Here is a 21,782-nt window from a genome sequence, read left to right on the forward strand (position 1 = left end):
AGCATGAAGGAAATCTTAACGGGAAACTCCTCTAGTGCCGGTTTATGGCCATTTGAAGGCGTCATCGGCAACAGAATATTAACCAATATACAGGACACTCCCCTGTCATCAGCCCATGCAATCATGCCCGCTCGTTCGGAGGCAAAATGTCAGAATGTGAGAAAGAAAACCGTCGCGCCCATCGCCGCATTGCGATGTCACGTGAGGGCCGCATCCATCATTTTGCAGGAGATGCGCCTGCGCGAATCCTCGACATATCCGTTGGCGGCGCGGGCCTTCAGATGGAGATGCGACTGCCCGACGGGACGGAAATGACGCTGGAAATTGATAATATTGGCCTGATTCCGGCGCGCATCGTGCGTCAGATGCAACAAGGGGTCGCCGTTAAATTCGAATTTTCAGTAGAAAAGGAACAGGAACTGATCCAGCGCATTGCCCATCTGGTCGCCCGGAAACGGCGCGAAGCTTTCCATATAGTGGGCAATACCCCCGCTTCTCCCGCCTCCTGACGTCAGCGGAATAAACTATTCAAAACGTGAGGTCAGCCGCCCTGCCGACCGGCATGGAGAATCTGCTTGGCATCACGATGAAACATTTCTGCCAGATCATATTCCTTTTTAAGATCCATCACCGATTTGGCCGTATCCTCCGGTTTGAGTCCGCCATCGGCCGCATAGGCGGCAAGCGGCGTGGCGCCGGCAACAGCCGCCATCTGGAACCCCTTCCGCAAATAGGCCTCGCGGCGATCCCGGACCCAGATTTCCAGCGCATCCACCTGTTCCTGTGTCACCCGAAACATTTTCCGAATTCCCTCCATATGGCCTGAGAATGATGCCGGACGGCAACCAGTTCTTAACCTTGTTCCCCTATAAGGAAAGCCTGCCGTCATACAGCGCGCAGTATGCGGGGCAAAGGTTAATCTAGTCTTACGGAAGGTCAGGCCGACCATCATGAAGACAAAGGAAAATGGATAAGAGACGTTCATGACAACAATGACGCCGCAGGAAATTCTGGATATTCTCGCGCAGCATCGCAAATGGCTGATCAATCCAAAACAGGGTGCCCGCGCCGACTTCCGCCATGCGGATTTTACTGGCGCCAATTTTGCGGGAGCCAAATTGCAAAAGTCGCGGCTGTCGGGCTGCAAACTGTCGCGCTGCATCTTTCGCGGCGCCAATTTGATCTCCGCGGATTTGTATGCCGCTGACCTGACCCGCGCGGATTTACGCGACTGCCTGTTAATCCGCGCCGATTTGCGCGGGGCGGAGCTGAAAGGCGCAAAACTGAACGGCGCCAATTTGCAGGAAGCGGATTTCCGCGGCGGCTCGCTGATTCTCTCCGGCGGCGAAACCGTGACCTTCCCCGCCAGCGATCTCCGCGAGGCGGAGATGGAGGATGTGGTGGCCGAAAAAGCCAACCTTAACGGCGCCAACCTTGCCGGNGCGNCCCTCGGNAATGCCAATTTCGCCTATTCCCAGTTGCGTGGCGCCAACCTCTCNAATGCGGANCTGGCCGGGGCNGGCTTCATGGGGTCGGACATGGCGGGCTGCGANCTCTCCGGCGCCAATCTTGCAGGAGCCGATCTCTCCAATGTCAATCTCGAAGGCGCNAAGGTNGAAGGCTGCAATTTCGAAAATGTCCGNCTTGATGGNGCCAANCTNGATAATATCGACTTTTCCAAATCAAAANCNGTNGCACCNCANCTNATGAAACAGGAGGAAAGCACGCCGTTGCCGCCCAANCTGCAGGCNCTGCTCAAGAAACATTTCNTGTGGGTGGAGACCAANGGCCTTAAAGGGGAACGCGCCGATCTGTCCGGNATGGATCTCTCAAACATGGATTTATCTGGCTGCGCGATGAGCGGAGCNACCATGAANGGGGCAAATCTCAANGGNACAAACCTGCGCGGCAGTCAAACCGTGATGAGCGACATGTCGCAATGCATCATGGAAGATGTGGACCTCACCGGNGCCATGATGGANGGGGTCAACCTGTCCCGTTCCAANCTCAGGAATGCGCAGTTGAAAGGTGCCATTCTCACTGCCGTCGACCTTAAGGGGCCAAATGGNGAANCGCTCGGNAAACANTGGCCTGCCAATCTNTCCGCCGCCAATTTCACNGGCGCCAANCTGGANGGTGCNAATATGAGCGANGCCAATCTCATCGATGCNAANTTCACCGGCGCAAGNCTGAAAGNNGCCATCTTCGACGGCGCNGANCTGGAAGACGCCAANTTCGATTCCGNGCATAAAGCNAGCGCCTGACCCGGANAANCTCAANCGCGCCGATCTTCAAGAATCATATCGGACGCNTTTTCNGCAATCATNATNACNGGGGAATTGGTATTCCCGGACGTGATTGTCGGCATGATCGAGGCATCGACAACACGCAGCCCNTTAAGGCCCCGCACGCGGAGCCGGTCATCGACCACAGCCATGTCATCATTCCCCATTTTNCAGGTGCCGACGGGATGGAAAATCGTCGTTGCNATATCCCCGGCGGCNCGGACGAGATCCTCTTCCGTTTCCAGNTGNGGCCCCGGCAGCATCTCTTCGGGCTCAAACGGCGCCACCGCTTTTGCNGCCATCAGCCGNCGCGTCAGCCGGATGGAGGTTGCGGCAATCCGNCGATCAAATTCCGNGGAAAGATAANTCGGCCGGATGGCGGGCGGGATTTTCATATTCGCATCGGCGATATGNATNCTGCCCCGNCTTTCGGGCCGCAGATTACAGACCGAAGCGGTCACCGCCGGNAAAGGATGCANNGGNTCCCCCAGCTTGTCCGTNGATAGCGGCTGCACATGNTATTCAAGATCCGGCGTTTCCAACCGGGAATCNCTTTTCGCGAAAATACCAAGCTGGCTGGGCGCCATGGACAGCGGNCCGCGGCGATACAGCAGATAGTCCANCCCCATGCNGATCTTCCCCATCAGACTGTTGGCCTTCTGGTTNAATGTCTCTACATTTTTTACTTTAAAGACAGTCCGNATCTGTAGATGNTCCTGCAGNTTTTCGCCNACNCCCTTCAGTTCATGAAACAGGTCAATTCCGAAGGCGGAAAGCACATCTGCGCGACCGANGCCAGAGAGTTCCAGTATTTTCGGGCTGTTTACCGCCCCGGCGGCNAGGATAACCTCNCCGGCATCGGCGACACTCGGCATCCCTTTATATGTAAAATCAACACCCGTCACCTGTCGCCCNTCCAGCGTCAGCCGNTCCGTCTCAGCACCGGTCAGNANACGGAGNTTCTGGCGATGCATGACNGGTTTTAGAAAGGCTTTCGAGGTATTCCAGCGGATGCCGGATTTCTGGTTCACCTCAAAATATCCGGCGCCTTCATTNNTNCCNCGATTGAAATCNTTNGTGGGCGGGATGCCNATNTCNGCNGCGGCNGCCCGGAAGGCATCCAGGATAGACCAGGACAGGCGCTGTTTCTCCACCCGCCATTCNCCGCCCGCGCCATGCATCTNGTCAGCGCCGCCATGATAATCCTCTGATTTCAGGAANTAGGGCAGNANATCNGACCAGCCCCAGCCGTTATTGCCCATCTGCCGCCATTGGTCATAATCNCGCGCCTGCCCACGCATATAGATCATCCCGTTGATGGAGGAACAGCCGCCCAGCAGCTTGCCNCGCGGGTAGCTGAGGCTGCGGCCATTCAGCCCGGCTTCCGGTTCCGTCGACATCATCCAGTCAGTNCGCGGATTGCCCATNCAAAAGAGATAGCCGATGGGGATATGCACCCAGTGGTAATTATCCGAGCCGCCCGCCTCCAGCAGCAGGACGCGGGATTTCGGATCGGCAGACAANCGGTTGGCNAGAACGCAGCCCGCACTGCCCGCCCCGACGATGATATAGTCATATCTGCCNAGGTTCTGNCGTTTTTTATGCACTGATCGTCACCCTGTTCCCTCCCCTTTGNCGTNATTATCCGGCCGCAGGCGNNGGAATGTCTAATGGATCTTGCGNTCCCCTGCTCCGCTCTCCTGTTCATAGACATGCACATAATATCCGGCCATNGGGTTGCGGGTGATGTATTCGATCAGATAATCCCNCGCNGCGCGGCTGGCATTACGGATAAAATACTGCCACAGCGGCTCCATCGGGCGGGTCACGCTGTCATGNTGGGGCATACTGACCGAACCACCCCACTCAATCTCGAANCCNGCGAGNTAATTCTCCGCATANTGGCGNAAAACATCGGCTTCGTCGATATTCACTCCGGCCTTGCTTTCAAAACAAAGTCGCAAATTCATCTCATCAGNCTCCCCCTGTCANATGGCAATGGTANTGTTNTTAATGTAGGAGNTNGGGCANGGAAAGAAAAGATGCGCCGACACGGGCGATAAGGNGATGGCATCCCCTAGGAGAATCGAACTCCTCTTTCCAGAATGAGAATCTGGCGTCCTAACCGATAGACGAAGGGGACGCAACGAGAAGGTTCACCGTGCAGCAGGATGGTATCCCCTAGGAGAATCGAACTCCTCTTTCCAGAATGAAAATCTGGCGTCCTAACCGATAGACGAAGGGGACATATCCCGTTGCTCGAGGGAGGATTTAACGATTCTGGAGAGGGATATCAAGCAAAAAATTGGATTTTTCCAATTTTGAATCAAGGAATTCTCACACAGCCGCATGAAAAGGCGCATTCCTGCGCATCACACTCAAAAACAATGATCAGGTGAGACGATATGCATCCTCGATCAGCAGTTGGGCGGTGACATTTCCGCGCCAGCTATTCTTTCTGAGATGGCCGGCAATATGAAAGCTCGCACCGTTATGACCAAGCAGCGCATCCCCCAGCGGCGTGTCCAGGGAACGGAAGCTGATCCCCGCCAGACGCCCCCGGTTGCCGGGGCCTGTCAAAATAACGCGTACATGGCTGTCGCCGACAATACTGGCCTGCACCAGACGCACATTGGGCAGAACGAATCGCGGTTCGGGGTTGCCCGCCCCAAAAGGCCCGGCCTGATCCATCAGATCGATCAGCTCCGGCGTCGCCCCGTCGATAGCAAGGGCGCCATCGAGACCGAGGCTGGCGGTTTTCGACGCCTCGCTCACATCTTTTGCGAGCCGTTCATTGAGAAAGGCGCGGAGGGCATCAATTTTCGGCCGATTAACCGTCAGCCCAGCCGCCATCAGATGGCCGCCGCCCGCGACAATAATTTCCTTATGCCGCGCCGCGCCGACGGCCGCCCCCAGATCCACTCCCGGGACGGACCGGGCGGAGCCTTTGCCCACATCACCATCCAGCGCGATCACAACGGCAGGGCGTTGGTAGGTATCTTTCAGGCGGCTGGCGACAATGCCGATGACGCCGGGATGCCATCCTTCGCCCGCAACGACGATTACCTTGTCATCCTTGAGGCTGCTTTCCTCGACACGGGCCATCGCTGCATGTTGAACCTCGGCTTCAATTTCCTTGCGCTCCTGATTATAGCGATCCAGCTGGGCGGCCAATTCCCGGCATTTATCAGGGTTATCAAGGGACAACAGTTCCGGCCCGTATTCAGAACGTCCGACGCGTCCGCCCGCATTGACCCGAGGGCCAAGCAGAAAGCCGGTGTGATAGGTCCCGGGCGCCTCATCCAGCCCAGCAACATCGGCGAGCGCCGCAAGCCCCGGATTGCCGCGCCGTGCCATGACTTTCAGGCCCTGCGCAACGAAGGCCCGGTTCAGCCCGACAAGCGGCACCACATCACAGACGGTGCCAAGCGCCACCAGATCCAGCCAATGGCGGGGGTCCGGCTCCCGCCGCTGATCAGTGTACCATCCCGCCTGCCGCAAGCTGCGGTTCAGCGCGACAACCAGCAGGAACACCACCCCGACAGCCGCAAGATATGTAAATTTCTGGCTTTCATCATGGCGCTTCGGATTAACAATTGCGACCGCATCGGGAAGGCGCGTTTCCGCCTGATGATGGTCAATGACGATGACATCCAGTCCGATGTCTTTCGCATGGCCCAACGCATCGAAGGAAACAATCCCGCAATCAACGGTAACAACCAGATCGGCCCCGCGTTTTTTGAGGATTTCCATCGCCTCCGCGTTGGGGCCATAACCTTCCTTCATGCGGTCGGGAATATATATTTCACTGGGAACGCCGATTGCATTGAAGAATCGTTTCAACAGGCCGGAAGAGGTGGCCCCATCCACATCATAATCCCCGAAGATGGCAATCTTCTCACCGTTACGGATAGCGGCCGTGATCCGTTCCACCGCCCTGTCCATATCCCTGAAACTGGATGGGTCAGGCAGCAGGTGACGAAGCTGCGGTGTCAGATACTGCTCCGCCTGCTCCAGCGTGACACCGCGCCCGGCCATAACCCGGCCGACAATTTCCGGCACATCGAGCCGCTGGGAGATGGCGAGGCCCAGCCGTTCATCGCCCGCGCGCAAACGCCAGCGCTTGCCGCCGAGCGAACATTCCACATCCAGAAAGGGAGGCGCGACAGGCGCATCCATAACAGGCCCCGCTTATTTGACCTTATGAACGCCCCGGATATAACGAACTGTGCCGCTATGCGAGCGCATGACGATACTTTCGGTATAAATCCGGTCGCCAATCTGACGCACGCCTTTCAGCATGGAGCCGTTAGTGACGCCCGTGGCGGCAAAGATCACCTCACCCGCCGCCAGCTCTTCCAGCTTGTAGACGCGATGCAGATCGGTAATGCCCCATTTTGCGGCACGCGCCTTTTCATCATCATTGCGAAAAACGAGACGGCCCTGCATCTGGCCGCCGATACAGCGCAGCGCCGCCGCCGCCAGCACACCTTCCGGCGCACCGCCGGTGCCGACATACATGTCTATACCCGTTTCGGAATCAGCCGTCGCCATCACGCCTGCGACGTCCCCATCAGAGATAAGCTGGATACGGGCGCCGGTCTTGCGGATATCGGCAATGATATCCGCATGACGTGGCCGGTCGAGAACACAGGCCATGGTCTGGTTAACCGGCACGCCCTTGGCTTTGGCAATCGCACGGAGGTTTTCACCGGCAGGTTTATCGATGTCGATAATGCCTTCGGGATATCCCCCGCCGACGGCGATTTTTTCCATATAGGTATCCGGTGCATTCAGAAAGTTGCCGGATTGCGCAAAGGCAATAACGGCCAATGCATTCGGCCCACCCTTTGCGGTCAGCGTCGTGCCTTCCAGCGGATCCAGCGCAATGTCGATCTCCGGCCCTTTGCCGGTGCCAACCTTCTCGCCAATGTAAAGCATTGGCGCTTCATCCCGCTCCCCTTCGCCAATGACGATAGTGCCGTCGATATTGAGCTGATTGAGCGCGGTGCGCATGGCGTCAACGGCGGCCTGATCGGCAGCCTTTTCATCACCAAGTCCGACAAGGTTGCAGGCCGCACGGGCGGCGGCCTCTGTAACACGGACAATTTCCAGCGTCAGATTTCTATCTAGTTTCGAGGATGTGCTCATTTTCTCTCTTCCAAAACCTTAATAACGAATGCGAGTCATTCACAACGAGGCAATGCGGATCATCCGCGGCTTTGCCACACTATGGGTGAAATTTTCAATCTTTCCAAGCGCCCGGACCAGCGCATCTTCCTTTGCCTCATGGGTGACGAGGATGACGGAAACCGCCTCACCGGAGGCGCGGCCGCGCTGCAGCAGGCTTTCGATGGAGATATTCTCATCACGGAACACCGCAGAAACATCAGCAATCACACCCGGTTTGTCATGCACAGTCAGGCGGACATAGTAACAGCCTATATGCTCAGCAATCGGCACTGTCGGGATCGGCGTCATCCTGGCCACCGGAATACCAAAGGTCGGCGTATGGCGGCCCTGTGCGATATCAATGATATCGGCGACTACAGCAGAGGCCGTCGGCCCCTCGCCCGCGCCGCGCCCGACATAGCTCGTTTCGCTGACAAAGTCGCCATCGACAACCACGGCGTTGAACACACCGTTCACATGGGCGATGGTGGTATCGCGCCGCACCATGCAGGGATGTACACGCTGTTCGATCCCCTTCTCCGTCCGACGCGCAACGCCCAGCAGGCGGATGCGATAGCCAAACTCCCGCGCCGAGGCAATGTCTGCAGCGCTGACCTCCCGGATGCCTTCAATATAGATATTGCTGAAATCGACCGGCGTGCCGTAGGCGACGCTGGACAGGATGGCCAGCTTATGCGCCGCATCCACCCCATCAATGTCGAAGCTCGGATCGGCTTCCGCATAGCCGAGATCCTGCGCGTCTTTCAAAATGGCGGCAAATTCGCCACCGGTTTCCTCCATCTCTGTCAGGATATAATTACAGGTTCCATTCAGGATGCCATAAACGCGGGAGATGGCATTTCCGGCCAGCCCTTCCCGCAGCGCCTTGATGATGGGAATACCGCCCGCGACCGCCGCCTCATAGGCAAGCGGCGCGTTGTTTTCCTCCGCAAGGCGGGCCAGCGCATTGCCGTGCTCGGCCAGCAGCGCCTTGTTGGCGGTGACGACCGGCTTGCCTTTAGCGAGAGATTTTTCGCACAACTCCCGCGCAACGCCGTTGCTGCCGCCAATCAGTTCCAGCACAATATCCACGTCCGGATCATCGGCGAGATCGCGGGCATCGTCATACCATTTAACGCCGTCCAGCGAGACACCGCGATCTTTCGTCCTATCCCGCCCGGAAACAGCCGTCACCACCAGATGCGCGCCGGAGCGCGCCTCCAGCAGATCACCATGGGCCTTGATAATCTTAAGAACACCTGCGCCGACCGTCCCGAGGCCGGCAATACCAATTCTTACATGTGAAGCCACGATCAGGACGCCTCTCTTTTCGCCAGATGCGCGGACGCATTGGACATGAATTTTTTGACATTGCGGGCCGCCTGACGGATCCGCTGTTCATTCTCCACCATGGCAATGCGCACGAAGCTATCGCCATGTTCCCCGAAGCCAAGGCCCGGCGCAACGGCGACATTCGCTTCGCTCAGCAGCAGCTTGGAAAATTCCAGACTGCCGAGATGACGGAAGGGTTCCGGGATCGGTGCCCAGGCGAACATGGTCGCTTCGGGCGACGGAATATGCCAACCCGCCGCCGCGAAGCTGGAAATCATCACATCGCGCCGCTGCTTGTAAAGCTTGCGGAATTCCTCAACACAATCCTGCGGACCATTAAGGGCCGCCGTTGCCGCGACCTGAATAGGCGTAAACGCGCCATAATCGAGATAGGATTTGATGCGCGTCAGTGCACCGACCAGACGCTTGTTACCGGTGGCGAAACCGATACGCCAGCCGGGCATGGAATAAGTCTTGGAAAGCGAGGTGAACTCTACCGCGATGTCGCGCGCGCCTTCCACCTGAAGGATGGAGGGCGGCGGCACATCGCCGAAATAAATCTCCGCATACGCAAGATCGGAAAGAATATACATATTATGCTCTTTCGCGAAATGGACGACTTCCTTGTAGAAATCAAGATCCACTGTCATTGCCGTCGGGTTCGACGGGAAATTGAGGATCAGGCAGGTCGGCGCGGGTATGCAGTGACGTACCGCCCGCTCCAGCGCGGCGAAAAAATCAATGCCAGGACCAACCTCGAAATGCCGGACAACGGCCCCGGCAATGATAAAACCATAGGGGTGGATCGGATAGCTCGGGTTCGGCGACAGGATGACATCGCCCGGCGTGGTGATTGCCATGGCGAGGTTGGCAAGCCCCTCTTTCGAGCCGAGCGTTGCGATGGTTTCCGTCTCCGGGTCGATATCGACGCCGAAACGGCGTTTGTAATAGGCGGCATTGGCGCGGCGCAGACCGGGAATGCCCCGGCTCGTGGAATAGCGATGGGTGCGCCCGTCGCGTACCGTCTCCACCATCTTGTCCACAATATGCTGCGGCGTCGGACAGTCGGGATTGCCCATACCGAGATCAATGATATCCGCGCCCGCCGCTCGCGCCGCCGCCTTCATCCGGTTGACTTCTTCAAAGACATAGGGAGGCAGACGTTTAATGCGGTGGAAATCGGGATCCATCAATCAAGTTCCTGTTAAAAATGGTATCGGGGAGGGTTAGGACATTCCGCCGCAACGGGCCCCGAATTTTCCTGTTACGGCTGTTTATACGAATTTGCGTTAATTTAGAATAAAGATTTCAACGCGACGGTTTCTCGCCTCCGCGCTCGGCATCGGCTCGGTCGCCACCGGCTCGCTGTCGCTGACGGATTCAACAATCAGGCTGTCCGCTGTGATGCCCGCGTTCAGAAAATATTCCGCGACCGCCGCCGCACGCGCCTGCGAGACGCCGAAATTTACCATCATATGCCGTTCTTCGGGCATTTCACGGGTCCGGCTGGAGGCATGCCCAACAATGCGGATCGTGCTGTCAGCCGCTTTCTGTGCGCGGGCTATCCGGTCAAGTTTTGTCCGGTCCGCCGCCCCCAGTCGGCTGGAGCCTTGGGAAAAATACAGCGTTTCCACCGGTGTCGTCCCGCTGGCGGCCGCGTAGTTGGGGATCACCCGGCCCCCATCCTCTGAGGGCGGGGATAGCCGCGGCGCCTCGTCTCGAGAAGGGGCCGGGTCACTGCCCGAGTTCCCGCCAGCCGATGCCTCCGCACTCATACCATCGGGCAGGCGCGAGGCGGCCGAAGCCGCGAGCTGTTGTTCATAAATGCCTGCAACCGTTGTCTCGCGGACACCTTCGCTGCTGATAACCGTCGTGGTTTCTTCTTGCGTGCTTTCCCTGTCCGGCGCCGCCTCGGAAGGGGCCTGTTCCTTCGGTTCCGCCCCTTCAGCAGGGGGCGTCAGATTTTCCTGCTGCACCGGTTCCTGCGGCACGGCGGCAACGACGGGCTCGGTCGTCTCTTCAACTGTTTCCTGGATCGTTTCAGTGGCTTCCGTTGCCGTCTCCGTCACAGTTTCGGTAACCGTCTCCGTTTCACTCGCCGCCGGTTCGGGCGCAGGCGGCGGAGCCAGCGGCGGCTGAACAGACGTATCGGCGCGCAAATTTTCATCGGTATAACGGGCTTTGTCGCGATCCGCCCGCAATCCCTCGCCAATCTTGTCGGCTTCGGCAAGGCTGGCGACGGTTTCCGGCTTTTCCGGTACCGTGTTAAGATTTGGATATTCGGCCGCCTCCTGCTCTTCCGTATTATCAGTGGAGCAGCCCGCCCCTGCCAGCAACGCGACGGCAAGCATCGCCCCCAGCAGAAGCTTTGGTGCAGCCTGAAGGCGGTTCTTGGTGAGGAAAGCAATCCTGATCATTAAAATACCCGTCCTGCCCTCCCCGGCCTGCCCCTGACGGGCTCCATTGAGATCGGCAAGTTTTTGATATAATCTGGTAAAAAACGCAGCTATCATAAAACATATGGGGGAGAATTTCGCAACGTTTTCTGACGATTTCAGGGCAGGCTTGCGAAAAAAGCAGGACCGGTAATCAAAGTTGTCGCCACTCGAACACAAGACAGGGAGAAGAAGCTGACATGCCGAACAGGGAACCATTGCAAACAAACCAGGAAGCGCTGGAATCCTCCCGCGAGTTTGCGGAGAATTTTGCCAAGATAGCCGCCCGCAGTCAGGAGCTGGTCACGGAATTTCTCGCCAGCCAGCAACCCACCCATATCGATCCGGACCCGGCGACCGTTGCCCGCACCTTCATGGAGCTGATGAACAAGATGATGGCCGACCCGGCCCGCATTATCGAAGCGCAGGCGGCGCTGTGGAAAAATTACATGGATCTGTGGCAGAATGCCGCGCGACGGGCAGGCGGCGAGGAGATAGCCCCGATGGTGGTGCCGGACGCCGCAGACAAGCGTTTCAAGTCGGAGGAATGGAGCCAGAACCAGATCTTCGACTATATCAAACAATCCTACCTGCTGACCGCAAACTGGCTGCAGGACACCGTTGCCGAGGTGGAGGGGCTCGACAAACAGACCCGCAAGAAAGCGGATTTCTATACCAAGCTCTATACCGACGCCATGTCACCGAGCAATTTCTTCTGGTCCAATCCGGATGTCCTGAAAACCACCATGGAAAGCAAGGGCAAGAATCTGGTCCAGGGCCTTGAAAACATGCTCGATGACATGAAGCGGACCAAGGGCACCATCAGCCCCAAGATGACGGATGATGCCGCATTCGAGATCGGCCGCAATATCGCGGTGACGCCCGGCAAGGTGATTTTCCAGAACGACCTGATGCAGCTTATCCAGTATGAACCGACGACAAAAGAGGTTTACAAGCGGCCGCTTCTCATCACACCGCCCTGGATCAACAAATTCTACATCCTCGACCTGAAGTCGGAAAATTCCTTCATCAAATGGTGCGTTGATCAGGGCTATACGGTCTTCATCATCTCCTGGGTCAACCCGGACGAGCGACATGTGGACAAGACGTTCGAAAGCTATATGTCAGAAGGCATTCTCGCGGCGCTGGACGCCATTGAGCAGTCCATTGGCGAAACCGAAGTAACGGCCATCGGCTATTGCATTGGCGGCACCCTGATGGCGGCAACGCTTGCCTATCTCGCAGCCATAGGGGAGGACCGGATCAAGGCGGTAACCTTTTTTGCGGCTCAGCTCGATTTCGAGGAAGCGGGCGATCTGCTCGTCTTCACCGACGAGGATCACATCCAGCTTGTCGAAAGCAAAATGAAAGGCGGCTATCTGGAGGGGAAGGAAATGGCCAATACCTTCAACCTCCTGCGATCCAATGATCTCATCTGGTCGTTTGTGGTGAATAACTATCTGCTCGGCAAGACGCCGTTCCCGTTCGATCTGCTCTACTGGAATTCGGACGCTACCAACATGCCGCACAAGATGCACAGTTTTTATCTTCGCAACATGTATCAGAAGAACCTGCTGCGTCAGGCGGGGTCGCTCACGCTCGGCGGGCAACCCATTGACCTGTCAAAAGTGACAACGCCGGTCTTCATCCAGGCCAGCAAGGAGGATCATATTGCCCCCTTCAAATCGGTTTTCAAGAATCTCAAACTGTTCGGCGGGCCGGCCGAGTTGATGCTGGCGGGCTCCGGTCATATTGCGGGCGTAATCAACCACCCAGATGCGAAGAAATACCAGCATTGGACCAATACCAAGAAAAAGGAATACGCAAGCGCGGAGGATTGGTTTGCCGATGCAACGCAGCATCCCGGCAGCTGGTGGCCGTACTGGGATAAATGGCTGTCCAAGAAGTCGGGGCCGAAGGTCCCCGCACGCGATCCGGCGAAAGGCAAGCTAAAACCGATCGAGGATGCGCCCGGCAGCTATGTCAAGGTGAAGGCGAAACCCTATGCGGATATGACGGAATAATGCAGGCATACCTGCGCCTATAATACCAAAAGAAAGCCCGCCTCTTACGGCGGGCTTTTGCATGACATGGCGCAGATGTGTATCAGCTCGGCCGGTTAGAGGCCAAGCGCCTTGCGATATTCCTGCGACAGCTCGGCATAATGATCGGCGCCCGAGGTCAGGTTCGCCCGCTCCTCCTCGCTCAGCTTGCGAAGGAAGCGCGCCGGCGATCCGCCCCATAGCTCTCCGCTCGGGATACGTTTGTTCGGTGTGACAAGCGCCCCGGCCGCCACCATGCCGCCGCTTTCAACGACCACCCCGTCCAATATTGTTGTTCCCATACCAACGAAACTGGCATCTTCCAACGTACAGCCGTGTATAATGCAGTTATGGCCGACCAGAACATCATCGCCGATAGTCGTCGGATGCGTCCCGCCGGAGACATGAATAATCGTCCCATCCTGAATATTGCTGCGCTTGCCGATACGGATGGAATACACGTCGCCGCGCACGACACAATTGAACCAGACACTGGACTTTTCGCCGATAACCACATCTCCGATCACATCGGCCGAGGGCGCAATAAAGGCATCCATCGCGATGACGGGAGTCTTTCCTTTGATGGAAATGATGTTTTTCGTCATATTTCTTTCCGCTTTCCGTTTCTTGTGTTTCTTTTCCGGCAGCTTACGGGAAAAGCGCCACCTGTTCCAGCCCGCAGGTTTCGCGCAGCGAGAACATCAGGTTCATATTCTGCACCGCCTGCCCGCTGGAACCCTTCACAAGATTGTCGATGACTGCAATCACGATGGCCCGGCCGGGAATACGATCTTCAAACACATTGATGACGCAGTTGTTGGAACCGCGCACCATCTGCGTCTGCGGGATATCCTTCCCCTTTAGAATGCGGATAAAAGGCTCGTCCGCGTAAGTTTTTGCGAGAGTCTCTTTGAGATCCGCAGCCGTCGCGCCGCCCGTCAGCCGGACATGAGACGTGATCAACTCCCCCCGGCTCATGGGAATGAGATGCGGCACGAAATTGACCCGGATGTCGGCGGTCGGGCATCCGGCGGCCTTAGCCACCTCCTGCTCAATCTCCGGCGCATGGCGATGGGATGCAATGCCATAGGGCGACAGCCCCTCACCCGCCTCGCTGAACAGGGTATTCTGCTTCAACCCTCGCCCCGCACCGGTGACGCCCGATTTCGCATCAATGACGAGATCGCGGGCATCCACCTGCCCTGCCGCCACCAGCGGTACGAGCGCGAGCAGCGTCGCCGTCGGATAGCAGCCCGGACAGGCCACAAGCCGCGCGGATTTGATTTTCTCGCGATAGAGCTCCGTCAGGCCATAAACGGCCTGTTGCTGAAGATCAAGGGCGCGGTGCTCATGACCATACCATTCGGCATAGGTGGCGGGATCATCGAGCCGGAAGTCAGCGGACATATCCACGACCTTCACCGCATCGGGAAGCGTTGCGATAATCTCCTGCGTGGTGCCATGAGGCAGGCCGCAGAAAACGACATCGACGCCGCTCCAGTCCGCCTCCTCCACCGATACCATATCCGGCAAGCCATAACCACCGAGATGAGGATATACCTCCTCCACCGGCTGGCCAGCCTTGCGGTCAGCAGTCAGCAAGCTGATTTCGACATCCGGATGGCGCAACAAGAGGCGCATCGCTTCTGCGCCCGTATAGCCGCTCGCGCCAAGAATACCGACCTTTATCTTCTTTTCCGAATTTGTCATACCCTTCTTCCGGCCGTTGCCGCGCCGGACCCCTTAAAGCGTTACTTCGCCAGATATCCCTGATGCGCGCCCTTCAGGGCCTTGTCCGCAAACCAGATCAGCACATTAAGATCAAACGCCGCCCGCGCCTCCCCGTCAAGCCGCTCCGGCCCCTTTTTAAGTCCGAAGAGGATATCCTTCTCCGCCTTGCGCAGCAGCGCGCCGCGTACCGAACTGCGAACATCAAGCTGATCGCGCATTTCCTCTAGCAATTCCTCGCCCGTCAGGCGATGGGAATAGCCTTTGATGGTCAGCGTAAATGTCCCCTCGTCATCGAGGGCAATACCGAGTGTTTCAATGTCAACCGCATCCGCATCCTTGATCGGAAATGTCATCGCCTATCCTCGCCTTTCCCGGCTGTTGAGTAGAGCGGCGTTTCTGACATAAAATGCGTCCCTTGGCAAAGATTTCCGCAGCCGGACCATCGTCTTCAGACACAAAAAAAGGCGGCAAACGCCGCCTTTTCTCTTTCGTATCGGAACCTTTATCTCAGTCCAGAAGCACGAGATTTTCCGCAGAAGTTTTACCGTTGCGCCCCGCGACGAGTTCGAATTGAATCTTCGCGTTTTCCTGAAGGGTCGTCAATCCGGCGCGTTCAACTGCCGAAATATGCACGAAAGCGTCTGACCCGCCCCCATCTGGAGCGATGAAACCGTATCCTTTGGTCGGGTTAAACCACTTTACTGTACCTGTAGCCATTATTTAGTCTCCTGGACACTCAATAGATATATCAGGACCTCGCGCCTAAAGTGCCCAAATGCAGCGCCTGAAATCCTCGGAAGTTCCGCTGTCGGCATTTCACCGACCATAAAAAACAGGCTCCCTGCGACTCCGGTAGTTTATAATCGCAATTTTTGCAAGAAACATTTCAGCTATATCAACATTTTGTGAAAGGTTTGGCGAAACGTTGCATAAATGCTATCTACTCCGCCCAATTTTTAGTCAACCCTCATTCTTTCCGCTCTCATCGCCGGATTTCCGCCCATTCCGTATGCAGATCGAAAAACAGCTTCCTTTGCCCGGCTGACGTCGCCGCTAAAGCGGCGTATGCTGTGGACAGGTAACACTGAATCACCGGAGTGATAGCCATGACCGAAACAGAAATCAATCAAGGGGGGTGCCTCTGCGGCGCCGTTCGTTATGAGGTGGATGGTCCTTTACAGGACATCTGCTATTGCCATTGCGGCCAGTGCCAGAAAGCGACAGGGCACTATTACGCCTCAAGTGCGGCGACGACAGGACGCTTTCGCCTGACGCGCAGTGATGGCCTTAAATGGTATAAATCCTCCAATTGGGGGGAGCGAGGCTTTTGTGGCGATTGTGGCAGTTCGCTTTTCTGGAAGTTGCAGGGGACGGAAGACTATAGCTTTCTTGTCGGCAGCCTGGACGGAGACCCGACACTCAAGGGCGGCATGCACATCTTTGTGGATGACAAGAAAAGCTATTATCACCTTGATGACGGGCTGCCGCAGTATGGCGGATTACCGGACAGGGCAGAACAGAAGTAAACCGGCTCACCGCTCTTATCTTGCGGTTATTATCCGCAGCCTCTTGCATATCTGCCGCCTCCCAACGCGGTCTGTCATAAAGCGCCATGATCCTGTCATATAATCTCCATGCCGGTTTGCTACCTCGCTCCCACCCACGGGAAGGAAGAAGGAAATCATGCGGGAACTGACATTGCTGCGCCACGCCAAATCAAGCTGGTCGGATCGGACGAAGGCGGATATTGACCGGCCCCTCACCTCGCGCGGGCGGCTGGCGGCGCTTGCCATCGGCACCTATATGGCGCGCCACAAGATATTCCCGGATATCATCCTCTGCTCGCCGGCCAGACGAACACGCGAGACGCTGGCGCAGATCGAACCCGCCTTGCCTGACGGGATTGAACGGCGCTTCGATCCGGCCATCTACTCTGCCGGCACAGGCGACGGGCTTATCGCCTGCCTGAAAGGCACCGCCATTGACGAAGCCCATGTGATGATTATCGGCCATAACCCGGCGATGCAGCAGCTTGCCCTGTCCCTCACCACCGCAACCAGCGGCGTCCGTAAGCAGATTGAGCGTAAATATCCGACGGCAGCCCTCACCCATATNGCCTTTNANATTGATGACTGGCGTANATTGGANGGGCAGGGGCGGATTTTACATTACACCACNCCGAAAATGCTNATCCGGACAGANAATGAGAACGACGGCTAGAACGGNGTTCTCGNNTTNCGANNCGCNGNNGCGNCNCGCTTNNNAACGGGTCAGGTCAATAAACAGATTCTTCGGGGCTTCGAAGCGNCGGATCTGATCCTCTCGCGGGATACGTGTCNGNTGCCCCTGCATGTCGGAGGTGAAAAACAGCATNCGTCGACANTCCCCGTTATCATCGCNCATCGGGAATCCGATGGAGACATTCCTNTCAATAATTCCCTTGTCGGAAATNCCNACGATTTTGGANAGAATACCNCAGGGACGTGTCACGCATTCCATCATNGCCGNTGCCGCCATCGCCCNCNGNTCCCCNGGCCAGAAATCAAGAAAATTCTTGCCCGTNACCTCNATNCCNAGGCGATCNACAATGGCCGTTCCGGCCANNCTGTAAATAATTTCATCGGNAGATAAAATTTCATAAATCGCAACGGCAGGCAGTAAATTAGCGATACGAGTCGGATCAAANCTGCGGCGCTTTGGNACCATANTCTCCGGCTCCAGGCTGCGCCAATATTCNGCAAACTGTTTCGCTTCNGGTGATCCCCACCTGATATTGTCAAATTTCTCGCAGAGCATATCTCTTGCGTCTCCTCCCGGCCAACAATCCGTTTGATTGAAGTTCCCCCGCANGNCGGGGCGCCACGTAATATAATTTCGTTTTTATAAGCGGCCGGGAATATACTCATTTATTCATTGCATGCCAAGCANCAAAATACATCTTTTGAGTGCTCAATATAGAGGCGGCGGCAGANAGTATTCACGCCGCCGCCCCGATGAGTATTTTTTACTTTTATTTACTGTAACTTACCGCCAGCCCGGCNCGCGCATCATTNTGNACGCCATAGGGCGGAATGGGATAACGAAGACCGTTTTTCGCCAGCGCNGCCAGCCCNTCAATNACTTTTGGCAGNTAAGCAGGCGGGATCGCCATCAACAACTCATCNTCCTGCACACCGCCGTAGCGGCGCTCGGCAAAGCAGGGCAGCGACAGGCTCGGCTCCCCCTTGGATAACGCCCGCCCCCAACTGTCGGCGCAGGANGATTCGCCCACCACCGAGAAATCCAGCTTCTTGTATCCNGCCCANTGCANNCCGTTAATAAACAGGATCATNTGCGCCGGNGTGGCATAGATCAAACAGATATCCGGCGGNTTAAGNCGTTTCGACGCAAGCGGAGAAACCGCCATCGCCCGAAACTGTCCGGCGGGCATGACCGTCATNGCCGCCTGATGGTTGCGGGCATCTTCCGGCGTTTCATACCAGACGCCNGCATAGCGCGCGCCTTCGCGCCATTCCGCATCCTGCGGCCGCAGNCCCATCACNGCACCGCACTGGGACCCCACGAAATCATCNGCCGTTGCCCCCACCGTCCAGCCGAGACGGCACGCCTGCCCGACAATCTGATCGGCGGTNAAAATNCCCTTCGGGCGGCGAATCTTTTCCACCGCTTCCATTTCCTCNACCGTCTCGAACAGCTTCATGCCTATCGGCGTCGCCCGGATACGAAGATATTTCGTCAACCCGTCGAGAANGGCATCCCAGTCATAAAAATTNTCAAGTTTTGTCATTATTATTCTCCTTGCTACGCGGGAAGACGAAGCTGATNTCTGCCGGAACGTCCCNTAACCCANCCCGACGCNCCGCANCAGCCANTCTCTNNACCTATCCCGCTCCACCACAATCAATCATATGTAATGCCACCAGTTATTGAAATGTTTTTGATCAAGGATGCGTGATATGTCTNATTCCATCGCAGNCTACCATCCTTTTCAGTTGAAAATTTCATATCCNTTGCAATGTTATAAGAAAGGNCTNTGNANAGATTTTNNATTTAACCGGTTAATNTATTNAATATGAGTTTNNNAAAGCAATCTNGCGNTATGACANAAACTCCCTATCACCACGATCCGAANGGCGGNTTTCGTAACCCGGAGGGNAGNCCGAATATGCGGCTGCGCAAACGGCGNATGACCCGNCTTGCCTATCGGCTGCTGAAAAAATCATCGCCGCCNGNCGTACCGGACGGNCATGTGCTNTCGCGTCGTGAGGTGGATGACGGCATTCTNGCGGGCGGCAACCCGAGTGTNACATGGCTCGGCCATGCGGCCTTTATCATCCGCAGCGGCGGCAAGGTCATTCTGACCGACCCTTACCTGACCGAGGTCGCTGGCCCCGGCCGCGTCGGACCAAAGCGCTATGTCCCGGCAGCGCTTGGCGTTCATGAACTTCCGCGCGCCGATGTGATGCTGGTCAGCCATAACCATTACGATCATCTGGATGCCCGCGTCATCCGCGCCTATCCCTATAAAGACAGTACGCAGGTTATTGTTCCGCTCGGGCTGAAAAAATTTTTCACACGACGCGGCTTTAAAAAGGTCATTGAAATGGACTGGTGGGATAGCTGGACCGAAGACGGCCTCGCCATTACCACGCTCCCCGCTGTGCATTCCTCCGGACGGGGTGTCCATGATCAGAAGAAAACCCTGTGGGCCAGTTTCGGGATTCGCACCGCGGAAGAAAATATCTGGTTCTCCGGTGATACCGCAAATGGCGGCATTTTCGAGGAAATCGGCCAACGCGAGGGACCGTTCGATCTCGCCATTGTCGGCATTGGCGCGTATGAGCCGCGCGAGATCATGAAGATGGTCCATGCCAGCCCGGAAGATGCGGTGGAGATTGTCCGCGCTCTCCGCGCCCAACGTGCTGTCGGTATGCATTGGGGGACAATCCTGCTTACCGCCGAAGATCCGTTCGAAGCGCCGGAGCGGTTCAGGCAGGCAGCGGAAAAGCAGGGCTTTGGCGCCGAGAACGCCCTGACTTTACGGATCGGGGAGACCCTGCCGCTCAACGCCGCGTCAGCAGCAGGTAAATTTCGTGGTGGCCCAGCAGGTAAATCCCGCTCAACGGCTGGGCAACCACCTTCGTAAACGGTGCCTCGCAGTCCAGTTCCGTCATAAGGACGGCATACTCCCGCCGGTCATTGCCTGGCTGCAAGCCGAGTTCCGACCAGGACCCGCCGGAGGAGCCAAAAGTCTCCATGTCATCCTTAAGGATCACGGGTTTTAATGGGGGTATGTTGCAATCTGGAGCGAACTCTGAGGAGAGGACACCGTTCCGGATGATCACCTCACGCCCGACGAGTGCTTGCGCCGTTTCGATCGATTCCCCATAGATACCAGCCGCACGCATTTCAGAGAGGATCCACTCCCCACTGAGGTCATCCTTCGCCGACGGCTCCTGTTGCAAGGCATCCCATAGGCCTTTTGCCCCAAACAACAGGGCCAACAGTATGGCAACTATCAACAGCTTCCTGATCATCCGCTGTCTCCTCTGCTTGCTGATACTGGCGGATATCATAGCAACAAAAAAAGGCCGCCCGAAGGCGACCTTTTTTCTGTTTCTGTTTTCCGCGTGATTAACGCTTGGAGAACTGGAAGCTGCGGCGGGCTTTCGCACGGCCGTATTTCTTACGTTCAACGGCCCGGCTGTCGCGGGTGAGGAAGCCTTCGCCCTTGAGGGCCGAGCGCAGAGCCGGCTCATAGTAGGTCAGCGCTTTTGAAATACCATGGCGAACCGCCCCGGCCTGACCGGAGAGACCCCCGCCCTTCACCGTGCAGACAACGTCGAACTGACCGACGCGATCAGTCACTTCAAACGGCTGCAACAGGATCATGCGGAGCACGGGACGCGCGAAGTAAATTTCCTGGTCCCGGCCATTGACGGTAACCTTGCCGCTGCCCGGCTTGATCCAGACGCGGGCGATGGCGTTTTTCCGCTTGCCTGTGGCGTAGGAACGGCCCTGGCTGTCGATCACCGGCTCGGCGGTGACCGTTTCAATGACTTCGGCAGCGTGAATGACTTCCGCGCCCGCTTCACCGCCCGCGGCGCCCTTGCCGCCTTCGGTCAGCTCTTTCAAATCCTCAAGGGAGTTTGCTTCATCAGCCATGCTCAGGCGCTCCTTACATTCTTGGTGTTCATGGATGCGACATCCAGCACTTCCGGGTTCTGGGCTTCATGCGGATGCGAGGAACCGGCATAGACGCGCAGGTTCTTGAACTGCTTGCGTCCCAGCGGGCCGCGCGGAATCATCCGTTCAACCGCCTTTTCGATCAGCCGTTCCGGATGCGCGCCGCCAAGCGTTTTTCCTGCCGTACGGCTCTTGATGCCGCCCGGATAACCGGTATGCCAGTAGAACAGCTTGTCCGACAGCTTCTTGCCGGTCAGAGCGACTTTCTCCGCATTGATGATGATGACATTATCGCCACAGTCGATATGCGGCGTATACATGGGTTTGTGCTTGCCGCGCAGGCGGTTTGCAACAATCGCGGCGAGACGGCCGAGAACGATGCCTTCCGCATCGATCAGCAGCCACTTCTTCTCCACCTCGGATGGTTTCGCAGAATAGGTTTTCATTATTTCCAGCCTTCGCATCAAGCGTGCCAAAACAAAAGAAAGGGAGCAACAGGCTCCCCGATATGATGGGCGGGTATAAACGCAGTTTGTTGCGACGTCAACCGAAATAAGGCTGTTATTTCACTTCTTTAGGATTGAGGTGTTATAATACCT

Annotated in this window: 21 protein-coding genes, 2 tRNA genes and 1 pseudogene; 6 read left to right on the forward strand and 18 right to left on the reverse strand. The window is 56.8% G+C overall.

Annotation, left to right across the window (positions count from 1 at the left end; genetic code table 11):
- Positions 1-146 precede the first annotated feature (146 nt).
- Positions 147-509, forward strand: coding sequence for a PilZ domain-containing protein (locus CMN55_RS12665; protein ID WP_293950178.1), 363 nt, complete (start codon positions 147-149; stop codon positions 507-509).
- Between the two features lie 32 nt (positions 510-541).
- Here CMN55_RS12665 and CMN55_RS12670 read toward each other — a convergent pair whose 3' ends face one another.
- Positions 542-799, reverse strand: coding sequence for a hypothetical protein (locus CMN55_RS12670; RefSeq protein WP_293950179.1), 258 nt, complete (start codon positions 797-799; stop codon positions 542-544).
- 193 nt (positions 800-992) lie between these two features.
- Between CMN55_RS12670 and CMN55_RS17260 the strand changes: the two genes are divergently transcribed.
- Positions 993-2,264, forward strand: a complete 1,272-nt coding sequence (locus CMN55_RS17260; protein ID WP_366932062.1) for a pentapeptide repeat-containing protein — start codon at positions 993-995, stop codon at positions 2,262-2,264.
- A gap of 11 nt (positions 2,265-2,275) precedes the next feature.
- Here the strand turns inward: CMN55_RS17260 and CMN55_RS17265 are convergent, their stop codons facing one another.
- From CMN55_RS17265 to CMN55_RS12705, 8 genes are all read right to left on the reverse strand, one after another.
- The gene (locus CMN55_RS17265) at positions 2,276-3,892 is read right to left on the reverse strand and encodes a GMC family oxidoreductase (RefSeq protein WP_366932052.1); all 1,617 of its coding nucleotides are present in this window, start codon (positions 3,890-3,892) and stop codon (positions 2,276-2,278) included.
- Between the two features lie 461 nt (positions 3,893-4,353).
- A tRNA-Glu gene (locus tag CMN55_RS12675) sits at positions 4,354-4,428 on the reverse strand.
- A gap of 29 nt (positions 4,429-4,457) precedes the next feature.
- A tRNA-Glu gene (locus CMN55_RS12680) sits at positions 4,458-4,532 on the reverse strand.
- Positions 4,533-4,676: 144 nt separating this feature from the next.
- Positions 4,677-6,464, reverse strand: coding sequence for a single-stranded-DNA-specific exonuclease RecJ (gene recJ, locus CMN55_RS12685; RefSeq protein WP_293950180.1), 1,788 nt, complete (start codon positions 6,462-6,464; stop codon positions 4,677-4,679).
- Between the two features lie 12 nt (positions 6,465-6,476).
- Positions 6,477-7,436, reverse strand: coding sequence for a class II fructose-bisphosphatase (gene glpX, locus CMN55_RS12690; RefSeq protein ID WP_293950181.1), 960 nt, complete (start codon positions 7,434-7,436; stop codon positions 6,477-6,479).
- Between the two features lie 39 nt (positions 7,437-7,475).
- The gene (locus CMN55_RS12695) at positions 7,476-8,768 is read right to left on the reverse strand and encodes a homoserine dehydrogenase (RefSeq protein WP_293950182.1); all 1,293 of its coding nucleotides are present in this window, start codon (positions 8,766-8,768) and stop codon (positions 7,476-7,478) included.
- A gap of 2 nt (positions 8,769-8,770) precedes the next feature.
- Complete coding sequence (locus CMN55_RS12700) at positions 8,771-9,979, reverse strand: LL-diaminopimelate aminotransferase (protein ID WP_293950183.1); 1,209 nt, start codon at positions 9,977-9,979, stop codon at positions 8,771-8,773.
- A gap of 99 nt (positions 9,980-10,078) precedes the next feature.
- Positions 10,079-11,206 carry an OmpA family protein gene (locus CMN55_RS12705; RefSeq protein ID WP_293950184.1) on the reverse strand — a complete coding sequence of 376 codons (1,128 nt, stop codon included), beginning with the start codon at positions 11,204-11,206 and terminating at the stop codon, positions 10,079-10,081.
- Between the two features lie 218 nt (positions 11,207-11,424).
- On the opposite strand from CMN55_RS12705, the gene CMN55_RS12710 reads away from it, so the two are divergent.
- Positions 11,425-13,248 carry a PHA/PHB synthase family protein gene (locus CMN55_RS12710; RefSeq protein WP_293950185.1) on the forward strand — a complete coding sequence of 608 codons (1,824 nt, stop codon included), beginning with the start codon at positions 11,425-11,427 and terminating at the stop codon, positions 13,246-13,248.
- 95 nt (positions 13,249-13,343) lie between these two features.
- Here the strand turns inward: CMN55_RS12710 and CMN55_RS12715 are convergent, their stop codons facing one another.
- The 4 genes from CMN55_RS12715 to CMN55_RS12730 form a co-directional block, all read right to left on the reverse strand.
- Positions 13,344-13,871, reverse strand: coding sequence for a gamma carbonic anhydrase family protein (locus tag CMN55_RS12715; RefSeq protein WP_293950186.1), 528 nt, complete (start codon positions 13,869-13,871; stop codon positions 13,344-13,346).
- 43 nt (positions 13,872-13,914) lie between these two features.
- On the reverse strand, positions 13,915-14,976 hold the full coding sequence (gene argC, locus CMN55_RS12720) for an N-acetyl-gamma-glutamyl-phosphate reductase (protein ID WP_293950187.1): 1,062 nt from the start codon (positions 14,974-14,976) through the stop codon (positions 13,915-13,917).
- A 41-nt stretch (positions 14,977-15,017) separates the two neighbouring features.
- Positions 15,018-15,350 (reverse strand): hypothetical protein, encoded by a 333-nt coding sequence (locus CMN55_RS12725; protein WP_293950188.1) that lies wholly within the window; start codon positions 15,348-15,350, stop codon positions 15,018-15,020.
- Between the two features lie 154 nt (positions 15,351-15,504).
- Entirely contained in the window at positions 15,505-15,714 is a 210-nt protein-coding gene (locus tag CMN55_RS12730) for a cold-shock protein (RefSeq protein WP_293950189.1), read from the reverse strand.
- Positions 15,715-16,103: 389 nt separating this feature from the next.
- Between CMN55_RS12730 and CMN55_RS12735 the strand changes: the two genes are divergently transcribed.
- Positions 16,104-16,523, forward strand: coding sequence for a GFA family protein (locus tag CMN55_RS12735; RefSeq protein ID WP_293950190.1), 420 nt, complete (start codon positions 16,104-16,106; stop codon positions 16,521-16,523).
- A gap of 157 nt (positions 16,524-16,680) precedes the next feature.
- The gene (locus CMN55_RS12740) at positions 16,681-17,217 is read left to right on the forward strand and encodes a SixA phosphatase family protein (RefSeq protein ID WP_293950191.1); all 537 of its coding nucleotides are present in this window, start codon (positions 16,681-16,683) and stop codon (positions 17,215-17,217) included.
- On the opposite strand, the pseudogene CMN55_RS17270 reads toward CMN55_RS12740, so the two are convergent.
- Together CMN55_RS17270 and CMN55_RS12745 are read right to left on the reverse strand one after the other, a co-directional pair.
- Positions 17,161-17,793: pseudogene (locus tag CMN55_RS17270) on the reverse strand (PAS domain-containing protein). The gene CMN55_RS12740 and the pseudogene CMN55_RS17270 sit on opposite strands and share 57 nt — an antisense overlap.
- Positions 17,794-18,007: 214 nt before the next feature.
- Complete coding sequence (locus CMN55_RS12745; RefSeq protein WP_293950192.1) at positions 18,008-18,784, reverse strand: DUF169 domain-containing protein; 777 nt, start codon at positions 18,782-18,784, stop codon at positions 18,008-18,010.
- Positions 18,785-19,183: 399 nt separating this feature from the next.
- On the opposite strand from CMN55_RS12745, the gene CMN55_RS12750 reads away from it, so the two are divergent.
- Positions 19,184-20,143 carry an MBL fold metallo-hydrolase gene (locus CMN55_RS12750; RefSeq protein ID WP_459253666.1) on the forward strand — a complete coding sequence of 320 codons (960 nt, stop codon included), beginning with the start codon at positions 19,184-19,186 and terminating at the stop codon, positions 20,141-20,143.
- On the opposite strand, the gene CMN55_RS12755 is transcribed toward CMN55_RS12750, so the two are convergent.
- From CMN55_RS12755 to rplM, 3 genes are all read right to left on the reverse strand, one after another.
- Complete coding sequence (locus CMN55_RS12755; RefSeq protein ID WP_293950194.1) at positions 20,061-20,534, reverse strand: hypothetical protein; 474 nt, start codon at positions 20,532-20,534, stop codon at positions 20,061-20,063. The two genes, CMN55_RS12750 and CMN55_RS12755, sit on opposite strands and share 83 nt — an antisense overlap.
- A gap of 97 nt (positions 20,535-20,631) precedes the next feature.
- On the reverse strand, positions 20,632-21,162 hold the full coding sequence (gene rpsI, locus CMN55_RS12760; protein ID WP_366932053.1) for a 30S ribosomal protein S9: 531 nt from the start codon (positions 21,160-21,162) through the stop codon (positions 20,632-20,634).
- Positions 21,163-21,164: 2 nt separating this feature from the next.
- Positions 21,165-21,629, reverse strand: coding sequence for a 50S ribosomal protein L13 (gene rplM / locus CMN55_RS12765; protein ID WP_366932054.1), 465 nt, complete (start codon positions 21,627-21,629; stop codon positions 21,165-21,167).
- Between the last annotated feature and the right edge of the window lie 153 nt (positions 21,630-21,782).

The organism is Sneathiella sp. (assembly GCF_002694385.1).
Taxonomy (GTDB): domain Bacteria; phylum Pseudomonadota; class Alphaproteobacteria; order Sneathiellales; family Sneathiellaceae; genus Sneathiella.

Bases quoted from the DNA above. Each gene is read 5' to 3' on its own strand.
- CMN55_RS12705 (WP_293950184.1), bottom strand. From the start codon at position 11,206: ATGATCAGGATTGCTTTCCTCACCAAGAACCGCCTTCAGGCTGCACCA.
- CMN55_RS12700 (WP_293950183.1), bottom strand. From the start codon at position 9,979: ATGGATCCCGATTTCCACCGCATTAAACGTCTGCCTCCCTATGTCTTT.
- CMN55_RS12755 (WP_293950194.1), bottom strand. From the start codon at position 20,534: ATGATCAGGAAGCTGTTGATAGTTGCCATACTGTTGGCCCTGTTGTTT.
- rplM (WP_366932054.1), bottom strand. From the start codon at position 21,629: ATGAAAACCTATTCTGCGAAACCATCCGAGGTGGAGAAGAAGTGGCTG.
- CMN55_RS12715 (WP_293950186.1), bottom strand. From the start codon at position 13,871: ATGACGAAAAACATCATTTCCATCAAAGGAAAGACTCCCGTCATCGCG.
- CMN55_RS12725 (WP_293950188.1), bottom strand. From the start codon at position 15,350: ATGACATTTCCGATCAAGGATGCGGATGCGGTTGACATTGAAACACTC.
- rpsI (WP_366932053.1), bottom strand. From the start codon at position 21,162: ATGGCTGATGAAGCAAACTCCCTTGAGGATTTGAAAGAGCTGACCGAA.
- CMN55_RS12735 (WP_293950190.1), top strand. From the start codon at position 16,104: ATGACCGAAACAGAAATCAATCAAGGGGGGTGCCTCTGCGGCGCCGTT.
- CMN55_RS12670 (WP_293950179.1), bottom strand. From the start codon at position 799: ATGTTTCGGGTGACACAGGAACAGGTGGATGCGCTGGAAATCTGGGTC.
- CMN55_RS12665 (WP_293950178.1), top strand. From the start codon at position 147: ATGTCAGAATGTGAGAAAGAAAACCGTCGCGCCCATCGCCGCATTGCG.
- CMN55_RS12730 (WP_293950189.1), bottom strand. From the start codon at position 15,714: ATGGCTACAGGTACAGTAAAGTGGTTTAACCCGACCAAAGGATACGGT.
- recJ (WP_293950180.1), bottom strand. From the start codon at position 6,464: ATGGATGCGCCTGTCGCGCCTCCCTTTCTGGATGTGGAATGTTCGCTC.
- argC (WP_293950187.1), bottom strand. From the start codon at position 14,976: ATGACAAATTCGGAAAAGAAGATAAAGGTCGGTATTCTTGGCGCGAGC.
- CMN55_RS12710 (WP_293950185.1), top strand. From the start codon at position 11,425: ATGCCGAACAGGGAACCATTGCAAACAAACCAGGAAGCGCTGGAATCC.
- glpX (WP_293950181.1), bottom strand. From the start codon at position 7,436: ATGAGCACATCCTCGAAACTAGATAGAAATCTGACGCTGGAAATTGTC.